26 protein-coding genes are annotated in these 22,532 nt (G+C 47.9%); 25 read left to right on the top strand and 1 reads right to left on the bottom strand.

Translation table 11 applies throughout. The features are described 5' to 3' along the window. Positions 1-165: 165 nt before the first annotated feature. The 19 genes from LVJ88_RS00260 to LVJ88_RS00350 all read left to right on the top strand — a co-directional run bounded on the left by LVJ88_RS00260 (position 166) and on the right by LVJ88_RS00350 (position 17,876). Positions 166-534, top strand: coding sequence for an NADH-quinone oxidoreductase subunit A (locus tag LVJ88_RS00260; protein ID WP_054599408.1), 369 nt, complete (start codon positions 166-168; stop codon positions 532-534). Continuing rightward, positions 525-1,004 (top strand): NuoB/complex I 20 kDa subunit family protein, encoded by a 480-nt coding sequence (locus LVJ88_RS00265; RefSeq protein ID WP_009115715.1) that lies wholly within the window; start codon positions 525-527, stop codon positions 1,002-1,004. Before LVJ88_RS00260 ends, LVJ88_RS00265 begins: the two co-directional genes overlap by 10 nt. 9 nt (positions 1,005-1,013) lie before the next feature. Further along, positions 1,014-1,601, top strand: a complete 588-nt coding sequence (locus tag LVJ88_RS00270; protein ID WP_054599409.1) for an NADH-quinone oxidoreductase subunit C — start codon at positions 1,014-1,016, stop codon at positions 1,599-1,601. Beyond that, on the top strand, positions 1,594-2,850 hold the full coding sequence (nuoD, locus tag LVJ88_RS00275; RefSeq protein WP_085358685.1) for an NADH dehydrogenase (quinone) subunit D: 1,257 nt from the start codon (positions 1,594-1,596) through the stop codon (positions 2,848-2,850). The genes LVJ88_RS00270 and nuoD overlap by 8 nt, the downstream gene beginning before the upstream one ends. Next, positions 2,850-3,323, top strand: coding sequence for an NADH-quinone oxidoreductase subunit NuoE (gene nuoE / locus LVJ88_RS00280; RefSeq protein ID WP_054599411.1), 474 nt, complete (start codon positions 2,850-2,852; stop codon positions 3,321-3,323). Before nuoD ends, nuoE begins: the two co-directional genes overlap by 1 nt. Before the next feature lie 40 nt (positions 3,324-3,363). Next, positions 3,364-3,759 (top strand): GFA family protein, encoded by a 396-nt coding sequence (locus LVJ88_RS00285; RefSeq protein WP_085418535.1) that lies wholly within the window; start codon positions 3,364-3,366, stop codon positions 3,757-3,759. A 306-nt stretch (positions 3,760-4,065) separates the two neighbouring features. Next, complete coding sequence (gene nuoF / locus LVJ88_RS00290; RefSeq protein ID WP_009119547.1) at positions 4,066-5,361, top strand: NADH-quinone oxidoreductase subunit NuoF; 1,296 nt, start codon at positions 4,066-4,068, stop codon at positions 5,359-5,361. Between the two features lie 8 nt (positions 5,362-5,369). Beyond that, positions 5,370-5,648, top strand: coding sequence for a hypothetical protein (locus LVJ88_RS00295; RefSeq protein WP_085418544.1), 279 nt, complete (start codon positions 5,370-5,372; stop codon positions 5,646-5,648). Between the two features lie 87 nt (positions 5,649-5,735). Continuing rightward, entirely contained in the window at positions 5,736-7,994 is a 2,259-nt protein-coding gene (gene nuoG / locus LVJ88_RS00300) for an NADH-quinone oxidoreductase subunit NuoG (protein WP_085418543.1), read from the top strand. A gap of 2 nt (positions 7,995-7,996) precedes the next feature. Further along, positions 7,997-9,046: an NADH-quinone oxidoreductase subunit NuoH gene (gene nuoH, locus LVJ88_RS00305; RefSeq protein WP_009119545.1), complete on the top strand. Its 1,050-nt coding sequence runs from the start codon at positions 7,997-7,999 to the stop codon at positions 9,044-9,046. A 15-nt stretch (positions 9,047-9,061) separates the two neighbouring features. Continuing rightward, positions 9,062-9,541, top strand: a complete 480-nt coding sequence (nuoI, locus tag LVJ88_RS00310; RefSeq protein ID WP_009115726.1) for an NADH-quinone oxidoreductase subunit NuoI — start codon at positions 9,062-9,064, stop codon at positions 9,539-9,541. Between the two features lie 12 nt (positions 9,542-9,553). Continuing rightward, positions 9,554-10,213 (top strand): NADH-quinone oxidoreductase subunit J, encoded by a 660-nt coding sequence (locus LVJ88_RS00315; protein ID WP_085356625.1) that lies wholly within the window; start codon positions 9,554-9,556, stop codon positions 10,211-10,213. Beyond that, on the top strand, positions 10,210-10,515 hold the full coding sequence (gene nuoK, locus LVJ88_RS00320) for an NADH-quinone oxidoreductase subunit NuoK (RefSeq protein WP_009115728.1): 306 nt from the start codon (positions 10,210-10,212) through the stop codon (positions 10,513-10,515). The genes LVJ88_RS00315 and nuoK overlap by 4 nt, the downstream gene beginning before the upstream one ends. Before the next feature lie 18 nt (positions 10,516-10,533). Beyond that, entirely contained in the window at positions 10,534-12,552 is a 2,019-nt protein-coding gene (gene nuoL / locus LVJ88_RS00325; RefSeq protein WP_085418534.1) for an NADH-quinone oxidoreductase subunit L, read from the top strand. 103 nt (positions 12,553-12,655) lie between these two features. Further along, on the top strand, positions 12,656-14,176 hold the full coding sequence (locus LVJ88_RS00330) for an NADH-quinone oxidoreductase subunit M (RefSeq protein WP_054599415.1): 1,521 nt from the start codon (positions 12,656-12,658) through the stop codon (positions 14,174-14,176). A gap of 9 nt (positions 14,177-14,185) precedes the next feature. Next, positions 14,186-15,628 carry an NADH-quinone oxidoreductase subunit NuoN gene (gene nuoN, locus LVJ88_RS00335; protein WP_085418533.1) on the top strand — a complete coding sequence of 481 codons (1,443 nt, stop codon included), beginning with the start codon at positions 14,186-14,188 and terminating at the stop codon, positions 15,626-15,628. A gap of 113 nt (positions 15,629-15,741) precedes the next feature. Next, positions 15,742-16,041, top strand: a complete 300-nt coding sequence (locus tag LVJ88_RS00340; RefSeq protein ID WP_085418532.1) for a DUF2818 family protein — start codon at positions 15,742-15,744, stop codon at positions 16,039-16,041. Between the two features lie 52 nt (positions 16,042-16,093). Continuing rightward, entirely contained in the window at positions 16,094-17,218 is a 1,125-nt protein-coding gene (gene proB, locus LVJ88_RS00345) for a glutamate 5-kinase (protein WP_085418531.1), read from the top strand. A gap of 229 nt (positions 17,219-17,447) precedes the next feature. Then, positions 17,448-17,876: a hypothetical protein gene (locus LVJ88_RS00350; protein ID WP_233127596.1), complete on the top strand. Its 429-nt coding sequence runs from the start codon at positions 17,448-17,450 to the stop codon at positions 17,874-17,876. Positions 17,877-17,965: 89 nt separating this feature from the next. On the opposite strand, the gene udk is transcribed toward LVJ88_RS00350, so the two are convergent. After that, on the bottom strand, positions 17,966-18,601 hold the full coding sequence (gene udk, locus LVJ88_RS00355) for a uridine kinase (RefSeq protein ID WP_233127594.1): 636 nt from the start codon (positions 18,599-18,601) through the stop codon (positions 17,966-17,968). Between the two features lie 139 nt (positions 18,602-18,740). On the opposite strand from udk, the gene LVJ88_RS00360 reads away from it, so the two are divergent. The 6 genes from LVJ88_RS00360 to LVJ88_RS00385 all read left to right on the top strand — a co-directional run bounded on the left by LVJ88_RS00360 (position 18,741) and on the right by LVJ88_RS00385 (position 22,522). Next, entirely contained in the window at positions 18,741-19,601 is an 861-nt protein-coding gene (locus LVJ88_RS00360; protein WP_054600636.1) for a ParB/RepB/Spo0J family partition protein, read from the top strand. A gap of 310 nt (positions 19,602-19,911) precedes the next feature. Further along, on the top strand, positions 19,912-20,265 hold the full coding sequence (locus LVJ88_RS00365; RefSeq protein WP_085418530.1) for an ATP synthase subunit I: 354 nt from the start codon (positions 19,912-19,914) through the stop codon (positions 20,263-20,265). Then, on the top strand, positions 20,255-21,121 hold the full coding sequence (gene atpB, locus LVJ88_RS00370) for a F0F1 ATP synthase subunit A (RefSeq protein ID WP_054600634.1): 867 nt from the start codon (positions 20,255-20,257) through the stop codon (positions 21,119-21,121). Before LVJ88_RS00365 ends, atpB begins: the two co-directional genes overlap by 11 nt. An 86-nt stretch (positions 21,122-21,207) precedes the next feature. Next, positions 21,208-21,441 (top strand): F0F1 ATP synthase subunit C, encoded by a 234-nt coding sequence (gene atpE / locus LVJ88_RS00375; RefSeq protein WP_004284425.1) that lies wholly within the window; start codon positions 21,208-21,210, stop codon positions 21,439-21,441. A 72-nt stretch (positions 21,442-21,513) separates the two neighbouring features. Next, entirely contained in the window at positions 21,514-21,984 is a 471-nt protein-coding gene (locus LVJ88_RS00380; protein WP_054600633.1) for a F0F1 ATP synthase subunit B, read from the top strand. 4 nt (positions 21,985-21,988) lie between these two features. Beyond that, positions 21,989-22,522 (top strand): F0F1 ATP synthase subunit delta, encoded by a 534-nt coding sequence (locus tag LVJ88_RS00385; RefSeq protein WP_085418529.1) that lies wholly within the window; start codon positions 21,989-21,991, stop codon positions 22,520-22,522. Positions 22,523-22,532 lie beyond the last annotated feature (10 nt).

A 22,532-nucleotide genomic window follows, 5' to 3' on the forward strand; every position in this document is an offset into this window, starting at 1 on the left:
TATTGATTAAATATTAATTAATGATAATCGTTATCGAAAATTCATTGAAATTATTAGCTTTTTTCGTCATTTTTTTAACGCTTCAACTTTTAAAGGTTTTTGAAATTAGATACAATCGGAAAGTATTTACCAGCATTTTATGTAAACAAATTTAGGTGTAAACCCATGTTGGCAAACTATTTACCTGTATTGATATTCATCATCATCGGCTTAATAGCCGGTGTCGTGTTTCTGACTTTGGGCAATGTGCTCGGCCCGAAACGCCATTATGCCGAAAAAGACGCGCCTTTCGAGTGCGGTTTCGAGGCTTTTGAAAACGCGCGTATGAAATTCGACGTGCGCTACTACTTGGTGGCGATTCTGTTTATCTTGTTTGATTTGGAAGTGGCATTCATGATTCCGTGGGCCGTGGTGTTTAAAGACCTGATGGTTTCCCACGGGCAGTTTGCCTTCTGGTCGATGTTTGTGTTCATTGTGGTGCTCACGGTGGGCTTTATCTACGAATGGAAAAAAGGTGCGCTGGAATGGGAATAGAAGGCGTTTTGAATAAAGGCTTCGTAACCGCCAGCGCGGATACGGTGTTGAATTATGTGCGCACAGGCTCGTTGTGGCCGGTAACTTTCGGCTTGGCATGCTGTGCGGTAGAAATGATGCAGGCAGGTGCGTCGCGTTACGACCTCGACCGTTTCGGTATTATTTTCCGCCCGTCTCCGCGCCAGTCCGACCTGATGATTGTGGCCGGAACCTTGTGCAACAAAATGGCGCCCGCTTTACGCCGCGTATACGATCAAATGGCCGAGCCGCGCTGGGTGTTGTCGATGGGGTCTTGTGCCAACGGCGGCGGCTACTACCACTATTCTTATTCAGTAGTGCGCGGTTGCGACCGCATCGTGCCGGTAGACGTATATGTGCCAGGCTGTCCGCCAACTGCCGAAGCCTTGATTTACGGCCTGATTCAGCTGCAAGGCAAAATCAAACGCACTTACACCATTGCCCGTAACTAGGAGAACAAGATGCACGTAAACGATTTGTATCCGGTTGTCCAAAACGTGTTGGGCGATAAAGCAAGCAAAGTGATCTTGGCTTTAGATGAAATTACCGTTGAATGCCAACCCGAGCATTACCTGAATATCATGACCACGCTGCGTGATCATGCCGACCTGCACTTCGAATCGTTGGTAGATTTATGCGGTGTCGATTACAGCACCTATAAAAACGAACCGTGGGAAGGCAAACGCTTTGCCGTAGTCAGCCAGTTGGTGTCAATAAAAAACAACCAACGCATCCGCGTACGCGTGTGGGCGGCAGATGACGATTTTCCTGTTGTCGATTCCGTTACCGATATTTACAACAGCGCCGATTGGTATGAACGAGAAGCCTTCGACCTGTTCGGTATTCTGTTCAACAACCACCCCGATTTGCGCCGCATTCTCACCGACTACGGTTTTGTCGGCCATCCTTTCCGCAAAGATTTCCCGATTTCCGGCTATGTAGAAATGCGCTACGACGAAGCCGAAAAACGCGTGATTTACCAACCCGTAACCATCGAGCCGCGCGAAATTACCCCGCGCATCGTCCGCGAGGAGAACTACGGTGGCTAATAAATTAAGAAACTACACCATCAACTTCGGTCCGCAGCACCCTGCCGCACACGGCGTATTGCGTATGATTTTGGAGCTGGAAGGCGAAACCATCGTCCGTGCCGACCCGCATATCGGCCTTTTGCACCGCGGTACCGAAAAACTGGCCGAAACCCGCACCTACCTGCAAGCCCTGCCTTATATGGACCGCTTGGACTACGTTTCCATGATGGTCAACGAGCAGGCGTATTGTTTGGCAGTAGAAAAGCTGACCGGTGTCGAAGTGCCTATCCGCGCCCAATACATCCGTGTGATGTTTGCCGAAGTAACCCGTATTCTGAACCACCTGATGGGCATTGGTTCGCACGCTCTCGATATCGGCGCGATGACTGTGTTTCTCTATGCTTTCCGCGAGCGCGAAGAGTTGATGGACTTATACGAAGCTGTATCCGGCGCCCGTATGCACGCGGCCTACTTCCGCCCCGGCGGCGTATATCGCGATTTGCCCGACTTCATGCCTAAATACGAGTCGAGCAAATTCCGCAATGCCAAAGTGCTGAAAAAGCTCAACGAAGCCCGTGAAGGCACCATGCTCGACTTTATCGAAGCCTTTACCGAACGCTTCCCCGGTTGTGTAGATGAATACGAAAGCCTGCTCACCGACAACCGTATTTGGAAACAGCGTACCGTCGGTATCGGCGTGGTTTCGCCCGAACGCGCCCTGCAAAAAGGCTTTACCGGCGTGATGCTGCGCGGTTCGGGCATCGAATGGGATATCCGCAAAAAAGCCCCTTATGATGCCTATGCCAACGTCGATTTCGATATTCCCGTCGGCGTAAACGGCGACTGCTACGACCGCTATCTGTGCCGTATCAACGAAATGCGCGAATCCAACCGCATTATCAAACAGTGCGTGCAATGGCTCAAAGCCAACCCCGGCCCCGTGATTGTCGATAACCACAAAGTCGCGCCGCCCAAACGCACCGAAATGAAAATGGGTATGGAAGACTTGATTCACCACTTCAAACTGTTTACCGAAGGCATGCATGTGCCCGAAGGCGAAACCTATGCCGCAGTCGAGCACCCCAAAGGCGAGTTTGGCATTTATATGATTTCAGACGGCGCCAACAAACCTTACCGCCTGAAAATCCGTGCGCCCGGCTTTGCCCACCTGCAAGGCATGGACGAAATGGCACGCGGCCACATGTTGGCCGACGTGGTAGCCATCATCGGTACGCAAGACATCGTATTCGGAGAGGTAGACCGATAATGTTATCCGCAGAATCTTTAAAACTGATAGATGTTGAATTGGCGAAATACCCCGCCGACCAACGCCGTTCCGCCATCATGGGTGCATTACGCATTGCCCAAGAAGAAAAACGCTGGCTCACGCCCGAAACCATAGAGTTTGTGGCCGATTATGTCGGCATCGCACCGGCAGCCGCTTACGAAGTTGCCACTTTCTACAATATGTACGACCTTGCCCCCGTAGGCAAATACAAACTCACCGTCTGCACCAACCTGCCCTGCGCCCTGCGCGGCGGTGTGAATGCAGCCGAATACCTGAAACAGAAACTCGGCATCGGCTTTGGCGAAACCACTTCAGACGGCCTCTATACCTTAATGGAAGGCGAGTGCATGGGCGCATGCGGCGATGCCCCCGTGATGCTGGTGAACAATCACAAAATGTGCAGTTTTATGACTGAAGAAGCGATTGAGCAAAAATTGGCGGAATTGCAGTAAGGGCTACCTGAAAGGCCGTCAGAAAAGAAAGGAAGCAGAAATGGAAGCCAAATGCTTGTGTGGTGCTGTATCCATAAAAGTTGAAGCTGACCGCAAGCTGCACGCCTGCCATTGCGGCAAATGCCGTACTTGGGGTAGTGGTGCAAGTTTTACCTTGACGGCCAAAAAACCTGAAATTAGTGGCAGCGAACATATCGGTCGCTACCGCTCGTCCGAATGGGCGGAACGCTGTTTCTGCAAACAATGCGGCACGCACCTGTTTGTTCAGGTGGGCGACGATTATTACATCAATGCGGGATTATTTGCCGATAACGCCGATTTTGAGCTGGAAAGCCAAATTTTTATCGACTGCAAAGCACCGTATTACGATTTGGCCAACGATACGCCGAAACTGACCGAGCATGAGTTTTTAGCCATGATTGGCGCGGAGAAATAACGGGCAGCAAGCCGTAGGTCGGATTCTTGAATCCGACATCTTAAACAAAGTTGCAATTCGGAAAATGTCGGATTCAAGAATCCGACCTACAAAACATTGAAGGCATTTGAATCCGATACGGCCAAGCATTTGAAATTAAACACTTTAAAAAATCCCTGTTTCAGACGGCCTCAACAAGGCTACCTGAAAGGCCGTCTGAAAACCTTTCAGACAGGCATGTAAACAAAATATCAGCGCATAACCGCATCAGGCGGTTGGGCGGCAAAACAAAAGATTGAAGAAGATTAACCGATTAGGGCTAAGCAAATGGCTATTTTCCAATCAGGCGTGATTTTTGAAAACGTCGATACCCGCAATCCCGACTGTTGGCACTTGGAAGCATACCAAGCGCGCGGCGGCTACCAAGCGCTGCGTAAAATCCTGACTGAAAACATGTCGCAAGACGACGTGATTGCCGAAGTCAAGACTTCGGGCTTGCGCGGGCGCGGCGGTGCGGGCTTCCCCACCGGTTTGAAATGGAGCTTTATGCCCCGTTCCTTCCCCGGTGCGAAATACGTCGTCTGCAACACCGACGAAGGCGAACCCGGCACATTCAAAGACCGTGACATCATCAACTTCAACCCCCATGCGTTGATTGAAGGCATGATCATTGCCGGATACGCAATGGGTGCGGAAGCAGGCTATAACTATATCCACGGCGAAATCTTCGAAGGTTACCAGCGTTTTGAAGAAGCTTTAGCCGAAGCCCGCCAAGCCGGTTTCTTGGGTAAAAACATCATGGGAACGGATTTCAGCTTCGAGCTATTTGCCGCCCACGGTTACGGCGCATATATCTGCGGCGAAGAAACCGCTTTGCTGGAGTCGCTCGAAGGCAAGAAAGGCCAACCGCGCTTCAAACCGCCGTTCCCCGCTTCATACGGCCTGTACGGAAAACCCACCACCATCAACAACACCGAAACCTTTGCTTCGGTGCCGTTCATTATCCGTGACGGCGGACAAACCTTTGCCGACAAAGGCATCGAAAATGCAGGTGGCACCAAGCTGTTTTCCATTTCCGGCCACGTTGAACGCCCCGGCAACTACGAAGTGCCGTTGGGTACGCCGTTTGCCAAACTGCTGGAAATGGCCGGCGGCATGAAAGACGGCAAAAAACTCAAAGCCGTGATTCCCGGCGGTTCGTCTGCGCCCGTACTGCCCGGCGAAGTAATGATGACCTTGAACATGGATTACGATTCCATCGCCAAAGCAGGTTCCATGCTCGGTTCGGGCGCGATTATCGTGATGGACGAAGACGTGTGCATGGTAAAAGCCCTCGAACGCTTGAGCTACTTCTACCACGAAGAATCCTGCGGCCAATGCACACCCTGCCGCGAGGGTACAGGCTGGCTGTACCGCGTGGTGCACCGTATTGCCGAAGGCAAAGGCCGCCCCGAAGATTTGGACTTGCTCGATTCGGTCGGCAACAACATGGCCGGCCGCACTATCTGCGCCTTGGCCGATGCCGCCGTATTCCCCGTGCGCAGCTTTACCAAGCATTTCCGCCATGAGTTTGAACACTATATCGAGCATGGCAAACCGGCTAAAGAGCATAAGTGGTGCTAATCTCAGAGATGAAAACGATTATAGAGCCACATCAGCTTGAGGATGCTCATCAATATTGCCTTCGTAACGGTAAGATGCTGAAAGAAGAACAAATTTGTGGCTGTTTCCACTGCCAAAGAATCTTCTTGTCGAGCGAATTAAAAGCGGAAGACTTTATACCTGAAGAGGATGGTCATGACACAGTATGGTGCCCTTATTGCGGTATCGACAGTGTCATCGGTGAAAAAAGCGGCTATCCCATTACCGCTGAATGGTTGGCAGAAATGAACCGATATTGGTTTTCCTGAAAAACTGAAGTATGAAGATGCAGGCCGGTTGTTTGAATGCCTGAACTTAAAAAATTTTTGAATAAAACCGTAACTAGGAAACACACCATGTTACAAATTGAAATCGACGGTAAACAGATTGCAGTCAAGCAGGGTGCGACCGTAATGGAAGCGGCGCACGAGCTGGGCACTTATATCCCGCATTTCTGCTACCACAAAAAATTATCCATTGCCGCCAACTGCCGCATGTGCTTGGTGGAGGTGGAAAAAGCCCCCAAACCCCTGCCTGCCTGTGCCACGCCGGTAACAGACGGCATGGTGGTGCATACCCATTCCGCCAAGGCCAAGCAGGCGCAGGAAGGCGTGATGGAATTTCTGCTCATCAACCATCCGCTGGATTGCCCGATTTGCGACCAGGGCGGTGAGTGTCAGCTGCAGGATTTGGCCGTGGGCTACGGTAAATCGTCGAGCCGTTATCAAGAAGAAAAACGCTCGGTTGTACCCAAAGATATGGGGCCGTTGGTGTCGGCGGAAGAAATGAGCCGCTGTATCCACTGTACCCGCTGTGTGCGCTTTACCGAAGAGATTGCCGGTTTGCAGGAAATCGCTATGGCCAATCGCGGCGAGTTTTCCGAAATCATGCCGTTTATCGGCAAAGCGGTGGAAACCGAATTGTCCGGCAACGTGATTGATTTGTGTCCGGTGGGTGCCTTAACCAGCAAACCGTTCCGCTACGATGCCCGTTCTTGGGAATTGAGCCGCCGTAAAACCATTTCTGCGCATGATGCTTTGGGCAGCAATTTAATCGTGCAAACCAAAGACCACACCGTGCGCCGTGTGTTGCCGTTGGAAAACGAAGCCGTGAACGAATGCTGGATTTCCGATCGCGACCGCTTCGCCTACGAAGGCCTGTATCACGAAAGCCGTCTGAAAACCCCGAAAATCAAACACGGCGGCCAATGGCATGAAGTGGATTGGCAAACTGCACTCGAATATGTGCGTAAAACCTTAGATTGCATTCAAAAAGAAGACGGCCAAGATGCGGTAGGTATTTGGGCGAACCCGATGAATACCGTTGAAGAGCTGTATCTGGCCAAAAAACTTTCAGACGGCCTCAATATCAAGCATTTCGACACACGCTTGATGCAGCAAGACAGCCGCCTTGCGGGCAGCTTGAAAGGTGCGCAATGGCTGGGTCAAAGCATTGAAAGTTTGGGCAATGCCGATGCCGTGCTGGTTGTAGGCGCGAATCTGCGCAAAGAACAACCGCTGCTGACTGCCCGTTTGCGCCGTGCCGCCAAGTCTTATATGGCTCTGAGCATCATGGCGAGCAGCAAAGAAGAATTGCACATGCCTTTGTTGGCACAAGAAGCCGTACATCCGAACGAATGGGCAGGCCGTCTGAAAAATATGGCGCAAGACCTTGAAAACGCCGTTTCAGGTAGCCTGAAAAATGCTGAGAAAGCGGCAATTGTGTTGGGTGCCGAAGTGCAAAACCACCCTGATTATGCGGCGGTTTATGCTGCCGCTCAGGAATTGGCCGATGCCACCGGTGCGGTTTTAGGCGTTCTGCCGCAAGCCGCCAACAGCGTGGGTGCGGATGTGTTGGGCGTGAACCGCGGCAACAGCATTCAAGAAATGTTGGCGCAACCGAAAAAAGCCGTGTTGCTGTTGAATGTAGAGCCTGAAATTGATGTGGCAAACGGCGGTAAAGCGGTCGCTGCATTGAAGCAAGCCCAAAGCGTGATGGCGTTTACGCCGTTTGAAAGCGAAACCTTGCGCGAAGTGTGCGATGTGATGTTGCCGATCGCGCCGTTTACTGAAACATCGGGCAGCTTCATCAGCATGGAAGGCCGTCTGCAATCGTTCCACGGTGTGGTAAAAGGCTTTGCCGATTCGCGTCCGTTGTGGAAAGTTTTGCGTGTGCTGGGCAATGTATTCGAGCTGGAAGGCTTCGAATACGACAGCAGCGAGCAGGTGTTGAGAGAAGCGGTAAACAAAGAAAGCCTGCCTGAAAAACTCAACAACCGCAGCACTTGGCAAGGCGAAGCCGTTCAGACGGCCTCCGGTTTGGTGCGCGTAGGCGGTGTGGGCATCTACCATACCGATGCGATTGTGCGCCGCTCCGCTCCGTTGCAAGCGACTTCACATGCACAAGTGCCTGCCGCCCGTATTCATCCGAACACCTTGGCTGCTTTGGGCTTGCAAGACGGCGAGGCCGTGCAGGCAGGGCAGGGCAGCGCAACCGTTGGTGTGCGTGTAAGCGCCGATGCGGGCCTGCCTGAAAATGTTGTGTATCTGCCGCTGCATACTGAAAATGCTGCGTCGGGTGCGTTGATGAACACTATCGAACTGACGCGGGGTTAATCATGCAGGAATGGTTCCAAGCCTTGTTGGGTAATGAGATCGGCTTAATCGTTTCGATTGTGCTGAAAATCGTGATTATCTTGATCCCGTTGATTTTGACGGTGGCGTATCTTACCTACTTCGAGCGTAAGGTAATCGGCTATATGCAGCTGCGCGTCGGCCCGAACGTAACCGGCCCGTTTGGTTTGATTCAGCCCTTTGCCGACGTGTTGAAGTTGCTGTTTAAAGAAGTTACCCGCCCCAAACTGTCGAATAAAGCGTTGTTTTATATCGGCCCGATGATGTCGCTGATGCCTGCGTTTGCAGCTTGGGCGGTGATTCCGTTTTCTGATGAATGGCTGCTGACCAATGTGGATGCGGGTTTGTTGTATATTCTGATGATTACCTCTCTGTCCGTATATGGAGTGATTATTGCGGGTTGGGCTTCCAACTCCAAATATTCGTTCTTAGGTGCCATGCGTTCTTCAGCCCAAACCATTTCTTATGAAATTGCCATGGGTGCGGCATTGGTATGTGTGGTAATGGTTTCGGGCAGCATGAATTTCAAAGAAATTGTTGCCAGCCAAGCCCAAGGCATTGCCGGCGGTTCGATTTTCTCTTGGAACTGGTTTGCTTTGTTCCCTGTATTCATCGTGTATCTGATTTCCGCCGTAGCCGAAACCAACCGTGCACCGTTCGACGTTGCCGAAGGCGAGTCGGAAATCGTGGCCGGTTTCCATGTGGAGTATTCGGGCTTTGCATTTGCCCTGTTCTTCCTTGCCGAATATATTTTCATGATTCTGATCGGTGCGCTTACCGCCATCATGTTCTTAGGCGGTTGGCTGTCTCCGTTCCCGCAAAGCTGGGGCATTATCGGTACGCCGAGCGCATTTTGGATGTTCTTGAAAATGGCCTTTATCCTTTACGGCTATTTGTGGATTCGTGCCACTTTCCCGCGCTACCGTTACGACCAAATTATGCGTTTGGGCTGGAAAGTGCTGATTCCGGTAACTTTTGTGTGCATCGTATTGCTCGGCTTGTGGATGATTTCGCCCTTGAGTTTGTGGAAATAAGGGAGAGAGTGAATTATGGCTAATTTAGTAAAAACCTTCCTGCTCGGCGAATTGGTAAAAGGCATGGGCGTTACGCTCAAAAACTTTTTCGCCCGCAAAGAAACGATTATGTTCCCCGAAGAAAAAACGCCGCAGTCCGTGCGTTTTCGCGGCCTGCATGCCCAGCGTCGCTATCCGAACGGGGAAGAGCGCTGCATTGCCTGCAAACTGTGTGAAGCGGTTTGCCCGGCAATGGCGATTAATATTGAAAGTGAACAGCGCGAAGACGGCAGCCGCCGTACCACCCGTTACGATATCGATTTGACCAAGTGCATTTTTTGCGGCTTTTGCGAAGAAGCCTGCCCGACTGATGCCATTGTGGAAACCCATATTCTCGAATACCACGGTGAGAAGCGCGGCGATTTGCACTACACCAAACCCATGCTGCTGGCGATTGGTGACAAATACGAAGCCGAAATCGCCAAACGCAAAGCTGCCGATGCACCCTACCGCTAAAGGAACAGAACCATGACTTTTTCTCTGATTATGTTCTATATATTGGCGGCCATTATCCTATTCGGTGCGGTAAAAACCGTTACCGCCAAAAACCCGGTGCACGCTTCTTTGTATTTGGTGCTTACTTTCTGTATGTCGGCAATGATGTGGATGCTGATGCAGGCCGAATTTTTGGGCATTACCTTGGTTGTGGTGTATGTTGGCGCAGTAATGGTGCTGTTCCTGTTTGTGGTGATGATGTTGAACATCGACATCGAAGAAATGCGTGCGGGCTTTTGGCGCAATGCCCCCGTTGCATTTACCGTAGGCGTGTTGATGGCGGTGGCGCTTATTTTGATTTTGGTTGCACCTGATACCAATTTGGCCGCATTCGGCCCCATGAAAGATATTCCCGCCGATTACAGCAACGTGCGCGATTTGGGCAGTCAAATTTACACCACTTATTTGCTGCCGTTCGAATTGGCTGCGGTGCTGTTGGTGCTGGGCATGGTGGCAGCGATTGCGTTGGTACACCGCAAAACGGTTAACCCCAAATATATTAATCCTGCCGATCAAGTGAAAGTGAATGCCAAAGAAGGCCGTATGCGTATGGTGAAAATGGAAGCTGTGGTGCATAAGCCCGCACAGCCTGAAACAGATTCAGACGGCCCGGCAGAGGAGGGCAAAGCATGATTACGATTACGCATTATTTGGTGCTCGCCGCCTTGCTGTTCGGCATCAGTGCGATGGGTATCTTTATGAACCGCAAAAACGTGTTGGTATTGTTGATGTCGATCGAGTTGATGCTGTTGGCAGTGAATTTTAACTTTATCGCGTTTTCACAATACCTTGGCGATACTGCGGGGCAGATTTTCGTGTTCTTCGTGCTAACTGTTGCGGCAGCCGAGTCTGCCATCGGTTTGGCGATTATGGTATTGGTATTCCGTAACCGCAACACGATTAATGTAGCGGATTTGAACAGTTTGAAGGGTTAATCGGGAGAAATAAGAAAAATGAACGATATGAGCTTATATCTGGCGATTGCTCTGATTCCGCTGGCAGGTTCTCTGCTGGCCGGTTTGTTCGGCAATAAAATCGGCCGTGCCGGTGCGCACACGGTAACCATTTTAGGCGTAGCCGTTTCCGCCGTATTATCGGCTTATGTGTTGTGGGGCTTTATTAACGGCTCGCGCCCCAAATTCGATGAAAATGTATACACATGGTTAACCATGGGCGGGATAGATTTTTCTGTCGGATTTTTAGTAGACACTTTAACAGCCATGATGATGGTGGTGGTAACCAGCGTTTCTTTAATGGTGCATATCTATACCATTGGTTATATGCACGACGAGAAAGTAGGCTACCAACGCTTCTTCAGTTATATCTCGTTGTTTACGTTCAGCATGTTGATGCTGGTGATGAGCAATAACTTCATTCAGTTGTTTTTCGGTTGGGAAGCCGTAGGTTTGGTTTCTTATCTGCTCATCGGTTTTTATTTCAAACGTGAAAGCGCGATTTTTGCAAACTTGAAGGCTTTTTTGGTTAACCGCGTCGGTGACTTCGGTTTCATCTTAGGTATCGGTTTGGTATTGGCCTATTTCGGCGGCAGCTTGCGTTATGCCGATGTGTTTGCTTATTTGCCAAATGTAGTAGGCATGCAGATTTTCGGTTGGGATTTAATTACCGTAACCTGCCTGCTGTTATTTGTGGGTGCGATGGGTAAATCTGCCCAGTTCCCGCTGCATGTTTGGCTTCCCGATTCGATGGAAGGTCCGACACCTATTTCTGCATTGATTCATGCGGCAACCATGGTAACGGCCGGTTTGTTTATGGTATCGCGCATGTCGCCGATTTATGAATTGTCTACTACGGCACTTTCGGTGATTATGGTAATCGGTGCGATTACTGCGCTCTTTATGGGCTTTCTCGGTACGATCCAAAACGATATTAAACGCGTGGTGGCTTATTCTACCTTGTCTCAATTAGGTTATATGACTGTGGCCTTGGGCGTGTCTGCCTACTCAATCGCCATGTTCCATGTGATGACCCATGCTTTCTTCAAAGCATTGCTGTTCTTAGCAGCGGGTAGTGCCATTATCGGTATGCATCACGACCAAGATATGCGCCATATGGGCAATCTGAAAAAATACATGCCGATTACCTGGATCACTATGTTGATTGGTAACTTGTCTCTTATCGGCACGCCTCTGTTTTCAGGTTTCTATTCGAAAGATTCGATTATTGAAGCCGTGCATTTTAGCGATCTGCCCGGTAGCGGCTTTGCTTACTTTGCCGTGCTCGCCAGCGTATTCGTTACAGCTTTTTATGCATTCCGCCAATACTTTATGGTTTTCCACGGTAAAGAAAAGTGGCGTGAAATCCATCATGAACACCATTCAGACGGCCACGATGACGGTCACCATCACGGCTTGGGTAAAAACGACAATCCGCACGAAAGCCCTTGGGTGGTTACTTTGCCGCTGATTTTGTTGGCGATTCCGTCGGTAATCATCGGCTATATTGCCATCGAACCCATGCTATACGGCGATTTCTTCAAAGATGTGATTTATGTCAACCATGAAGCGCATCCGGTTATGGCGCAAATGAAAGAAGCATTCCACGGCCCCTTGGCTATGGTTTCACACAGTTTGCATACCCCTGTGTTATATCTTGCCATTGCAGGCGTGGTTACCGCATGGGTGTTGTATGTGAAAGCACCGCATCTGCCGGCGAAAATCGCTTCTGCATTTAGCCCGATCTATAAACTTTTGGATAATAAATACTATTTAGATACGATTTACTACAACGTATTTGCCAAAGGCAGCCGCGCATTGGGCAACTTCTTTTGGAAGGTTGGTGACACAGCCATTATCGATAATGGGTTGGTAAACGGCTCGGCCAAGTTGGTTGGTGCCATTGCCTCTCAAGTCCGTAAGATGCAAACCGGCTTTATTTACACTTATGCTGCCTTTATGGTAACGGGTGTGCTGGTGCTGGTAGTGGCGTTTTTCTGGGGCTTATGGTTTAAATAAGGCCGTCTGAAAAAGCTTTCTTCATGAAAAACAGCAATACGGAAAAGATTTAGATTTACCCGAATAACAAAAACTTTATTTTGATAAACCACAGGCTATGACTATGTTTTTCAACAACCTACTCAGCTTGGCAATATGGGTGCCGATTATCGCCGGTGTGCTGGTGTTGGCTACGGGCTCGGATAATCGTGCCCCGCTTGCACGCGTACTTGCCTTTATCGGAGCACTGGCCGGATTTTTGGTAACGCTGCCATTGTTCACGCAATTCGATCGCTTAAGCGGCGGTTATCAGTTCCAAGAGTTCTACCAATGGATTCCTGCGCTAAACATTCATTATGCGTTAGGCGTGGACGGCATTTCAGTGTTGTTTATCATCTTGAATGCCTTTATTACCCTGATGGTAGTGCTGGCCGGTTGGGAGGTTATTCAAAAGCGTGCCGCACAATATATGGCTGCTTTCCTGATTATGTCGGGTTTGATCAATGGTGCTTTTGCCGCTCAAGATGCCATTCTGTTTTATGTATTCTTCGAAGGCATGCTGATTCCGCTTTACCTGATCATCGGTATGTGGGGTGGGCCTCGCCGTGTATACGCTTCTGTTAAGCTGTTTCTCTATACACTGATGGGCTCCCTGTTGATGTTGGTGGCTCTGGTTTATCTTTCTTATCAAACAGGCGGCAGTTTCTCGATTGTCGATTTCCAAAATCTGAAGCAGATTCCTTTGGGCGTCCAACAGCTTTTGTTTATCGCATTCTTTCTGTCGTTTGCCGTTAAAGTACCGATGTGGCCTGTGCATACATGGTTGCCTGATGCCCACGTTGAAGCACCTACGGGCGGTTCGATGGTATTGGCTGCCATTACTTTGAAAGTTGGGGCATACGGTTTCCTGCGTTTTATTTTGCCGATTTTGCCCGATGCATCACGTTACTTTGCTCCTGCCGTAGTGGTGTTGAGCCTGATTGCCGTGATTTATATCGGCATGGTGGCATTGGTGCAGACTGATATGAAAAAACTGGTTGCTTATTCTTCTATCAGTCATATGGGTTTCGTCACACTGGGTTTGTTTGCTTTTGCAGGTTTATTTAGTGGCGGTGATTACGGCCAATTGAATGATTGGGCGCTTAAAGGTGCCATCATCCAAATGATTTCACACGGTTTTGTTTCTGCCGCGATGTTTATGTGCATCGGCGTCATGTACGACAGGCTGCACAGCCGCAATATTGCCGATTATGGCGGTGTGGTGAATGTTATGCCTAAGTTTGCCGCCTTTATGATGTTGTTTGGTATGGCTAATGCCGGTTTGCCCGCCACCTCGGGTTTTGTAGGCGAGTTTATGGTTATCATGGGGGCGGTAGAAGTGAACTTGTGGGTTGGTGCACTCGCTGCTATTACCCTGATTTACGGTGCTTCTTATACTTTGTGGATGTATAAACGCGTTATTTTCGGAGAGATTAAAAATCCCGAAGTAAAAGAGATGAAAGATGTAAATTGCCGCGAATTTGCTATTTTAGCCATACTCGCGTTTGCTGTTTTGGGTATGGGTTTGTGGCCGGAGCCGTTTATTGCGGTGATCCATCAGGCTGCCAATGATTTGATTGTACAAGTAGCGCAAAGCAAAATTTGAGGTGTGTGAATGAACTGGACAGATTTGAATTTAATTCCCGCCATGCCTGAAATCGTTTTGCTTTCGGCATTAGGTATTGTGTTATTGGTTGATTTATGGTTGAAAGATGAAAACCGCTATATTACTCATTTGCTGAGTTTGGTTTCTCTGGTGGCCGTGGCAGTAACACAATGGTTGGTTTGGGCGCCGGGCAGCGTCGCTACTTTCAGCGGTATGTATATTGCCGACGGTATGTCGCAGTTATCTAAAATGGTAATGTATGCGGCGTTATTCGGATTGTTTGTATACAGTAAGCCGTATAACGAATCGAGAAACATTTTCAAAGGTGAATTCTATACCTTGTCGCTTTTCGGTTTGATTGGTATGAGCGTGATGGTAAGTGCAGGACATTTTCTGACCGCTTATATCGGCTTGGAACTGTTGTCACTTTCTCTTTATGCCATGATTGCTTTGCGCCGCGATTCGGCTAAAGCAGCCGAAGCTGCCTTGAAATATTTTGTTTTGGGTGCGTTGGCTTCGGGTTTGTTGCTTTACGGTATTTCTATGGTATACGGAGCAACCGGTTCTTTGGAATTTGCCGCCATTCAGGAATATGCACGTCAAGGTAACGCACACGGCTGGTTACTGAAATTAGGTGTGATTTTCATCGTAGTAGCGGTTGCATTTAAGTTGGGTGCAGTACCTTTTCACATGTGGGTGCCCGATGTGTACCAAGGTGCACCTACTTCGGTTGCCGCTTTTATCGGTACCGTACCTAAAATTGCCGCAGTCATTTTTGCGTTCCGCATTTTGGTTTCAGGGTTGAATACCGAAAGTGCCGATTGGTCGAAAATGCTGGCTATTTTGGCCGTAGCTTCGTTGGTGCTGGGTAATCTGGCTGCTATTATGCAAACCAATATCAAACGTATGTTTGCCTATTCGACCATTTCGCATATGGGCTTTATTCTGCTCGCTTTTTTAGCAGGAGCCTTGGGCTTCACCGCCGGTTTGTATTACGCCATTACTTATGTGGTGATGGGTATGGTAGGTTTCGGTGTATTGATGTTGTTGTCTAACGAATCGTTTGAGTGTGAAGAAGTAAGCGATTTGGCGGGTTTGAACCAGCGTAACGCTTGGTATGCTTTCCTGATGCTGTTGGCTATGTTCTCTATGGCAGGCATCCCTCCGCTGATGGGCTTTTATGCAAAATTTGCTGTGATTAAGGCTCTGCTTTCCGAGGGCTATGTATGGCTGTCGGTATTTGCGGTTATCATGAGTTTGATTGGTGCTTTCTATTACCTGCGGGTGGTAAAAGTTATGTATTTTGATCCTGCCGGCAGCGACCACCCTATCGGCAGCAATGTGGCAACGAAAGTGTTTTTGTCTATTAATGCAGCGCTGTTGCTGGTATGGGGTGTTATGCCGCAAAGCGTTATGGATTGGTGCTTAAAAGCATTGCAAAATACTCTTTGATCAATATATTAAGCGCAGAGACATCAACGGCAGCCCCGAAAGCTGCCGTTTTTGTTAATATGCCGGATTCGGATAAATGTTCAGACGGCCGTCTGAAAACATTAAGGTGTATCATGACCTCATCAATGTATATATTGCTGCTGTTGGCTTTTATTTTTGCCAATGCACCGTTTCTGACCCAGCGTTTGCTGGGCGTATTCAAGCTAAAACGCAAGCATATCGGACATCATTTATTTGAATTGTTTATCGGGTTCGGTATTACATCCGCCTTGGCGTATGTGCTCGAATCACGGGCAGGCGTTGTTCATAATCAAGATTGGGAATTTTACGCCGTGGTGATTTGCCTGTATCTGATTTTTGCCTTTCCTGCTTTTGTTTGGCGTTACTTTTGGCACGGACGGAATAGGGAATAGGCCGTCTGAAAAACCGGCTGTTTGATATTTTATATTTGGATGAAAACTTGCTATGCGTGTAGAAAATATATCCCATGCCCGTTTGATTGTTGTAAAAGTAGGCTCGAGTTTGGTTACGGCCGAAGGAAAAGGCATAGATCAAAACGCACTTAATCAATGGGCCGATCAGATCACTGCCTTAATGAAAAAAGGTGTCGATGTAGTGTTTGTATCCAGCGGAGCGATTGCAGAAGGCATTAAGCGTTTGGGTTGGCCGAAACGTCCTACCGCATTAAACGAATTGCAGGCCGCCGCCGCAGTAGGTCAAATGGGCATCGCGCAAGCTTACGAAACCGCGTTTCGGCCACATAAGGTGCACACCGCGCAAATTTTGCTGACACATGAAGATTTAAGCAACCGCACCCGTTATCTCAATGCCCGCAGCACATTGCGTACTCTGCTTGAAAAAGGCATTGTGCCGATTATTAACGAAAACGATACGGTTACCACCGACGAAATCAAGCTGGGGGACAACGATACTTTAGGAGCATTGGTGGCCAATCTTGTTGATGCCGATGCCTTAATTATTCTCACCGACCAACAAGGCTTATATGACAGCGATCCCCGCAAAAATCCTCAGGCGCAGTTTATCCGCAGCATTTCGGCCGAGCACCCCGAATTAGAAAAAATGGCAGGCGGTGCAGGAAGCGGGGTCGGCACCGGCGGTATGTACACCAAAGTGCTGGCAGCAAAACGTGCAGCTTTGAGCGGAGCGGCAACGGTAGTGGCTTCAGGGCGGGAACCGGAAGTTTTGATTCGTTTGCTCGAAGGAGAAAGCATCGGTACATTGTTTTTCAGCAGCCACAGCCGAGTGGCGGCCCGTAAACAATGGTTGCTGGGGCATGTTCAGCAGGCAGGAAAAATTACAGTGGACGACGGAGCAGCCAAAGCACTAACCGAAGGGCGCCGCAGCTTATTGCCGGTGGGTTGCCTACGGGTAGATGGTCATTTCCATCGCGGGGAGTTGGTTGCGGTATTGAATACCGAAGGTAAAGAAATAGCCAGAGGTTTGGTCAATTACAGCAGCGGTGAGATTGCTAAAATTTTACGCACGCCGTCTGAACGGATTATTGCCAAACTCGGTTATATAAATGAAGAAGAGTTGATACACAGAGATAATATGGCTCTTCATTGGTAGTTTTGAAAAATATAGTCAATCAACTTAACTTTTACTGCTGCGTTGTTGCGCGCGTACTACCTGTATTGTCTTCGGCTTGCTGCCTTGTATTAAAAATAAGTTGATTGACGATAGGCAAAGGTCTCAGGCCGTCTGAATTTTTCAGACGGCCTCTTAATAATTTGAAAATACAGAATAAGCTCCTATATTTACCTTATCTGATTAGTAATAGAGCGAAAGTAGCCATAAAATGATTTCTTTTACTACACTGGTTATAGCGGGCATTTTATTCGTTATTGCGTTGTTGGCGGGCATCTTCCTGCCGCATCCGATTACTTGGATAAGTGCATTGATTTTAGGCGGAATCTTATTTTTTATTTTGTTGCCGAAGTATCAAGGACAGCAGCAGGCGATTAGTCATGGAGTTGAGATTCAAGCCGCCGTACAAGAAGTACGGGAGTGGAGCAGGAAAACGGGAGACGGCGATTATGTAGACCGGTATGAAATTATTGCCGTAGCACCGAATCCGGATAACGGCGAAATGTACACATTCGTCAGTCCGCCGATGGGTCAGGATCCCAAACCTTATCTGAAAGACCGGATAACCGTTAAAGTAGATTGGTCCAACCCCAAAGCGTATACGATGGATTTATCGTTTTTACCGTTTCAAGTTCATTAAAACGCCTGTAAATGAGAGATTAGAACTGCCGTCAGAAAGATGTGAAGAGGTGGTTTTTTTAACTCCGCAATGCTTTCTGACGACACGGCCTAAGAAAGATCGATGCGTTCCCGTAATACCGTGCTGATTTTGGCTATCAATACATCGATGGCCACATTATTTTGTTCGTCGCACGGAATGATAATATGGGCGTGACGTTTGGTCGGTTCGACAAATTGGTTGTGCATAGGGCGGACTTGTTCCGTGTATTGCTTAACTACCGATTCCACCGAGCGTCCGCGTTCCTGAATATCGCGCAGCATTCGGCGGATAAAGCGCAAATCGGCATCAGTATCCACAAACAGCTTGATATCCATTAAGTTTCGGATTCTTTCATCATATAAAGCCAAAATACCTTCGATAATAATCACATCTACCGGTTCTTGGTATTTGGTTTCCGAATGGCGCATGTAGTTTGTGTAGTCATATTGCGGAATGTCCACCGCTTTGCGTGCCAGCAGCAGATTTATATGGTTAAGCAATAAATCATTGTCGTAGGCAGAAGGATGGTCGTAATTCTGCTTCTTACGCTCCTCAATAGGCAGTTCGGGCTGATTTTTATAATAATAGTCTTGTTCGATAATGGTAATCGGACTGCCGCTGAATTCACGGTAAATTGCCTGAGATACCGTTGTTTTACCCGAGCCCGAGCCACCGGCTACGCCGATAATAATAGGTTTTTTCATCGTCATCATTTCTCTTGCTAAATGAGCCGCTATTATAACGCGAAACCTTCCCGCATTTTTCAGACGGCCCTAAAAGCAAGGTATGCGGCAACAGTCAATATCCGATACAATTAGGCCGTCTGAAAAAAGGATACTTCGTATGGCAAAACCCAAAGGCGGCTTGGGCCGCGGTTTAGATTCTCTTATCTCCAACAACATTGACGACGGCGGAAACGACCGCTTAACAACCGTAGCCGTGTCTGATATCCAGCCGGGCCGCTATCAGCCCCGAGTACAAATGGATGACGAGGCTCTGCATGAATTAGCAGAATCTATCAAAGCGCAGGGCGTGATACAGCCCGTGATTGTGCGTGAAAGAGGCTTATCGCAATATGAACTGATTGCAGGCGAGCGGCGTTGGCGTGCCAGCCAGCTTGCCGGTTTGACTGAAATTCCGGTCGTTATTAAAAGCATTAGCGATGAAACAGCTCTAGCCATGGGTTTGATTGAAAATCTCCAGCGCGAAAATCTTAACCCCATTGAAGAAGCGCGCGGTTTAAAACGCTTGGCCGACGAATTCAGTCTCACGCATGAAACCATCGCCAAAGCCGTAGGAAAAAGCCGCAGCGCCATATCAAACAGCCTGCGATTGCTCGGTTTGCCCGAGCCGGTTCAAGATATGCTTTATCAACGCCGTTTGGAAATGGGCCATGCCCGTGCATTATTAACCTTGCCGGTTGTCGATCAATTATTGCTGGCTCAAAAAGCAGTGAAGAACGGATGGTCGGTACGGGAAGTCGAACGTCGCAGCCAAATGCTGCAACAAGGGCACAAACCCGCCGCATCAAAAAAAATAAACCCCGATATACGCCGTCTGAATGAAGCGATTACCAACAAACTGGGTGTGAATGCGGAAGTTCAGAGCAGAAACCAGAAAAAAGGCAAAATCGTTTTATATTTTGATACCCCTGAAACATTAGAAAATCTCTTACAGCAGCTGGGCATCGATTACGATTACTAAAAACAAGTTTATATTTAGGCAAACTTCAGCAAAGGCCGTCTGAACATTTCAGACGGCCTTCGATTTAAAATAAATTGTGCCGAACTTACAGTAAAAAAAGCAGAATATTCACAAATATACAGATAATCCGCTGTTTAATTTTTAACGATGTGTAGTATCATGTAGTCTGCTTGTGAGAGGTAAGCAAGTTTCAGTAATATCAAACAAAACTAAGGCAGATGTTTAGTTGACAAAGGTTAACAATTGTCTTGACGCTTAAACACATCTTGATTATAGTAGCCCCGCTTAATCATGCCTTTGAGTCACTTGTATGAATAAGATTTTATATGTGCAGTTGGCTGCGTTGGCAATAGTTGCTTTTGTGTGTGCGGTAGTCAGTGGAGAAAGCGGATTTTGGTCGGCCTTGGCAGGCGGCCTGAATTATTTGCTGCCTTCCGCAGCAGCGGTATTACTTTTAAAACTTTTCAAGCCCTACCCCCATTTGGCCGGAAAAATCTTTCTGTTTGGAGAAGGTTTAAAAGTAATGCTGGCATTAGTGTTAATGATCGTGACCTTTGCAATTTGGCACGAAACGCTAAAATTTTTACCCTATATAGCAGGGTTATTTGTAGTCAGCCATCTGGTTTTTTTAGCATTGTTGAGAGTTAGAGACTATGGCAGGTGAATCGATGACTGCTGCAGACTATATCAAGCACCATTTACAAAGCTTGACCAGTTTGCAGGATGTAACCCAAGGGCAAGGCCTTAAGAATATCGCTGATTTTTCCTTCATCAACTTAGATGCCGTATTTTTCGCGGTTGTGTTGGGTATCATAGGCAGCTTTTTCTTGTGGCGCGGAGCAAAAAAAGCTACTGCCGGAGTACCCGGCCGTTTTCAGGCCGCAGTAGAAATATTGTTCGAGTTTGTGGACGATATGTGTAAAAGTATTGTTCATAACGAGCAATCACGCAAATTTGTTGCGCCGCTTGGTTTAACCTTGTTTGTGTGGATTTTCTTGATGAATGCCATGGATTTGCTTCCCGTGGATTTGCTGCCCTTGGGGTGGCAGATGGCTACCGGTGAGCACCATGCACTACTCCGCGTGGTTCCCACTGCCGACTTAAACACTACTTTGGCCATGGCAATCGGTGTTTTGCTAATCTGTATTTTCTATAACATTAAGATTAAAGGCTTTGGTGGTTGGATGCACGAGATGTTCACCGCCCCGTTCGGCCCCATGTTGGCTCCTGCAAACTTTATTCTGAATATTGTAGAGTTCTTATCCAAAACGGTATCACACGGTATGCGGTTGTTCGGTAATATGTATGCCGGTGAATTGGTATTCCTGCTGATCGCCCTTTTAGGTGGCGCATGGGCGGTATCCGGCAGCGTAGGAATCATGGATCCGATCATGTTTGTATTCCATATTCTTGCCGGTTTGGTATGGGCTATTTTCCATATTTTGGTTATTACCCTGCAAGCATTTATCTTTATGGCTTTGGCTTTTGTATATATCGGCCAAGCACATGATGCACACTGATCATCTGTATTGGTTTGCTTCCCATCATAAAAAATGGTTTTTTCAACGTAGTTTTTAACCTTTGTTTTTAATTAAGGAGTTTTAAAATGGGTTTGATTGCTATCGCATGTGGTTTGATTGTTGCATTGGGTGCATTGGGTGCGTCCATCGGCATTGCCATGGTAGGTTCTAAATATTTGGAATCTTCTGCCCGCCAACCTGAATTGATTGGCCCGCTGCAAACCAAACTGTTCTTGATTGCCGGTTTGATTGATGCTGCGTTCTTGATCGGTGTGGCCATTGCTCTGCTGTTTGCTTTCGTTAACCCGTTTGCAGGCTAATCCGAACAGGGAAGCGTTTCGAATTTGTACGAAACACTGTTTGATTAACCCTAAATACGAAGGTTAAGTAAAGTGAATATTAATGCAACCTTATTTGCGCAGTTAATCGTATTTTTCGGTTTGGTATGGTTTACCATGAAATTTGTGTGGCCACCTATCGCAAAAGCCTTAGACGAGCGCGCCGATAAAATCGCCGAAGGTTTGGCTGCTGCCGAACGCGGTAAGAGCGATTTTGAACAGGCAGAAAAGAAAGTTGCAGAACTCTTAGCTGATGGGCGTAACCAAGTTGCCGAAATGGTGGCAAACGCCGAAAAACGTGCAGCGAAAATTGTAGAAGAAGCAAAAACTCAAGCTTCGACCGAAGCTGCGCGTATTACAGCACAAGCTAAAGCAGACGTAGAGCAGGAAACTAACCGTGCTCGCGAAGCTTTGCGTGAGCAAGTTGCTGCATTGGCTGTAAAAGGTGCCGAATCCATTTTGCGTAGCGAAGTCAATGCTGAGAAGCATGCGCAAATGTTAAGTGCCCTAAAACAGGAGCTGTAACCTTATGGCTGAGTTCGCAACAATTGCCAGACCCTATGCGAAAGCATTGTTCGGATTGGCACAAGAGAAAAACCAAATACAGTCTTGGTTGGGCGGACTAAAAGAATTAGCGTCTGTTGTGCAACAGGAAAAAGTTGCTGCATTTGTCGAGCAGCCGGAGCAAAGTGTCGCCGAAAAAGCAGATGCTTTGGCTAAGCTGGTTGATCTAAGCGACTCAAATCTGAAAAATTTTGTATTGGTGCTTGCCGAACAAAAACGCTTACAGATTCTCCCTGAAGTTTATGCGCAATTTCAAGACTTAACTTTGGCACTAAATCAAACAAAACAAGCGGTTATTTATAGTGCTTATCCACTAAATGAATCGCAGTTAAATGATCTGACCAATGAGTTGCAACAACGTTTTGGTACCAACTTGGTGGCTACTACTCAAGTAGATACGTCATTGATTGGTGGGGTCAAAGTTGAAATTGGTGACCAAGTACTGGATTTGTCGTTACAAGGTAAATTGAATGCTTTGTATACGGCTATGACAAATTAGGAGAGTTTTC

The organism is Neisseria dumasiana (assembly GCF_022870885.1).
GTDB lineage: Bacteria > Pseudomonadota > Gammaproteobacteria > Burkholderiales > Neisseriaceae > Neisseria > Neisseria dumasiana.

Bases quoted from the DNA above. Each gene is read 5' to 3' on its own strand.
- LVJ88_RS00260 (WP_054599408.1), top strand. From the start codon at position 166: ATGTTGGCAAACTATTTACCTGTATTGATATTCATCATCATCGGCTTA.
- LVJ88_RS00265 (WP_009115715.1), top strand. From the start codon at position 525: ATGGGAATAGAAGGCGTTTTGAATAAAGGCTTCGTAACCGCCAGCGCG.
- LVJ88_RS00270 (WP_054599409.1), top strand. From the start codon at position 1,014: ATGCACGTAAACGATTTGTATCCGGTTGTCCAAAACGTGTTGGGCGAT.
- nuoE (WP_054599411.1), top strand. From the start codon at position 2,850: ATGTTATCCGCAGAATCTTTAAAACTGATAGATGTTGAATTGGCGAAA.
- LVJ88_RS00285 (WP_085418535.1), top strand. From the start codon at position 3,364: ATGGAAGCCAAATGCTTGTGTGGTGCTGTATCCATAAAAGTTGAAGCT.
- nuoF (WP_009119547.1), top strand. From the start codon at position 4,066: ATGGCTATTTTCCAATCAGGCGTGATTTTTGAAAACGTCGATACCCGC.
- LVJ88_RS00295 (WP_085418544.1), top strand. From the start codon at position 5,370: ATGAAAACGATTATAGAGCCACATCAGCTTGAGGATGCTCATCAATAT.
- nuoG (WP_085418543.1), top strand. From the start codon at position 5,736: ATGTTACAAATTGAAATCGACGGTAAACAGATTGCAGTCAAGCAGGGT.
- nuoH (WP_009119545.1), top strand. From the start codon at position 7,997: ATGCAGGAATGGTTCCAAGCCTTGTTGGGTAATGAGATCGGCTTAATC.
- nuoI (WP_009115726.1), top strand. From the start codon at position 9,062: ATGGCTAATTTAGTAAAAACCTTCCTGCTCGGCGAATTGGTAAAAGGC.
- LVJ88_RS00315 (WP_085356625.1), top strand. From the start codon at position 9,554: ATGACTTTTTCTCTGATTATGTTCTATATATTGGCGGCCATTATCCTA.
- nuoK (WP_009115728.1), top strand. From the start codon at position 10,210: ATGATTACGATTACGCATTATTTGGTGCTCGCCGCCTTGCTGTTCGGC.
- nuoL (WP_085418534.1), top strand. From the start codon at position 10,534: ATGAACGATATGAGCTTATATCTGGCGATTGCTCTGATTCCGCTGGCA.
- LVJ88_RS00330 (WP_054599415.1), top strand. From the start codon at position 12,656: ATGTTTTTCAACAACCTACTCAGCTTGGCAATATGGGTGCCGATTATC.
- nuoN (WP_085418533.1), top strand. From the start codon at position 14,186: ATGAACTGGACAGATTTGAATTTAATTCCCGCCATGCCTGAAATCGTT.
- LVJ88_RS00340 (WP_085418532.1), top strand. From the start codon at position 15,742: ATGACCTCATCAATGTATATATTGCTGCTGTTGGCTTTTATTTTTGCC.
- proB (WP_085418531.1), top strand. From the start codon at position 16,094: ATGCGTGTAGAAAATATATCCCATGCCCGTTTGATTGTTGTAAAAGTA.
- LVJ88_RS00350 (WP_233127596.1), top strand. From the start codon at position 17,448: ATGATTTCTTTTACTACACTGGTTATAGCGGGCATTTTATTCGTTATT.
- udk (WP_233127594.1), bottom strand. From the start codon at position 18,601: ATGAAAAAACCTATTATTATCGGCGTAGCCGGTGGCTCGGGCTCGGGT.
- LVJ88_RS00360 (WP_054600636.1), top strand. From the start codon at position 18,741: ATGGCAAAACCCAAAGGCGGCTTGGGCCGCGGTTTAGATTCTCTTATC.
- LVJ88_RS00365 (WP_085418530.1), top strand. From the start codon at position 19,912: ATGAATAAGATTTTATATGTGCAGTTGGCTGCGTTGGCAATAGTTGCT.
- atpB (WP_054600634.1), top strand. From the start codon at position 20,255: ATGGCAGGTGAATCGATGACTGCTGCAGACTATATCAAGCACCATTTA.
- atpE (WP_004284425.1), top strand. From the start codon at position 21,208: ATGGGTTTGATTGCTATCGCATGTGGTTTGATTGTTGCATTGGGTGCA.
- LVJ88_RS00385 (WP_085418529.1), top strand. From the start codon at position 21,989: ATGGCTGAGTTCGCAACAATTGCCAGACCCTATGCGAAAGCATTGTTC.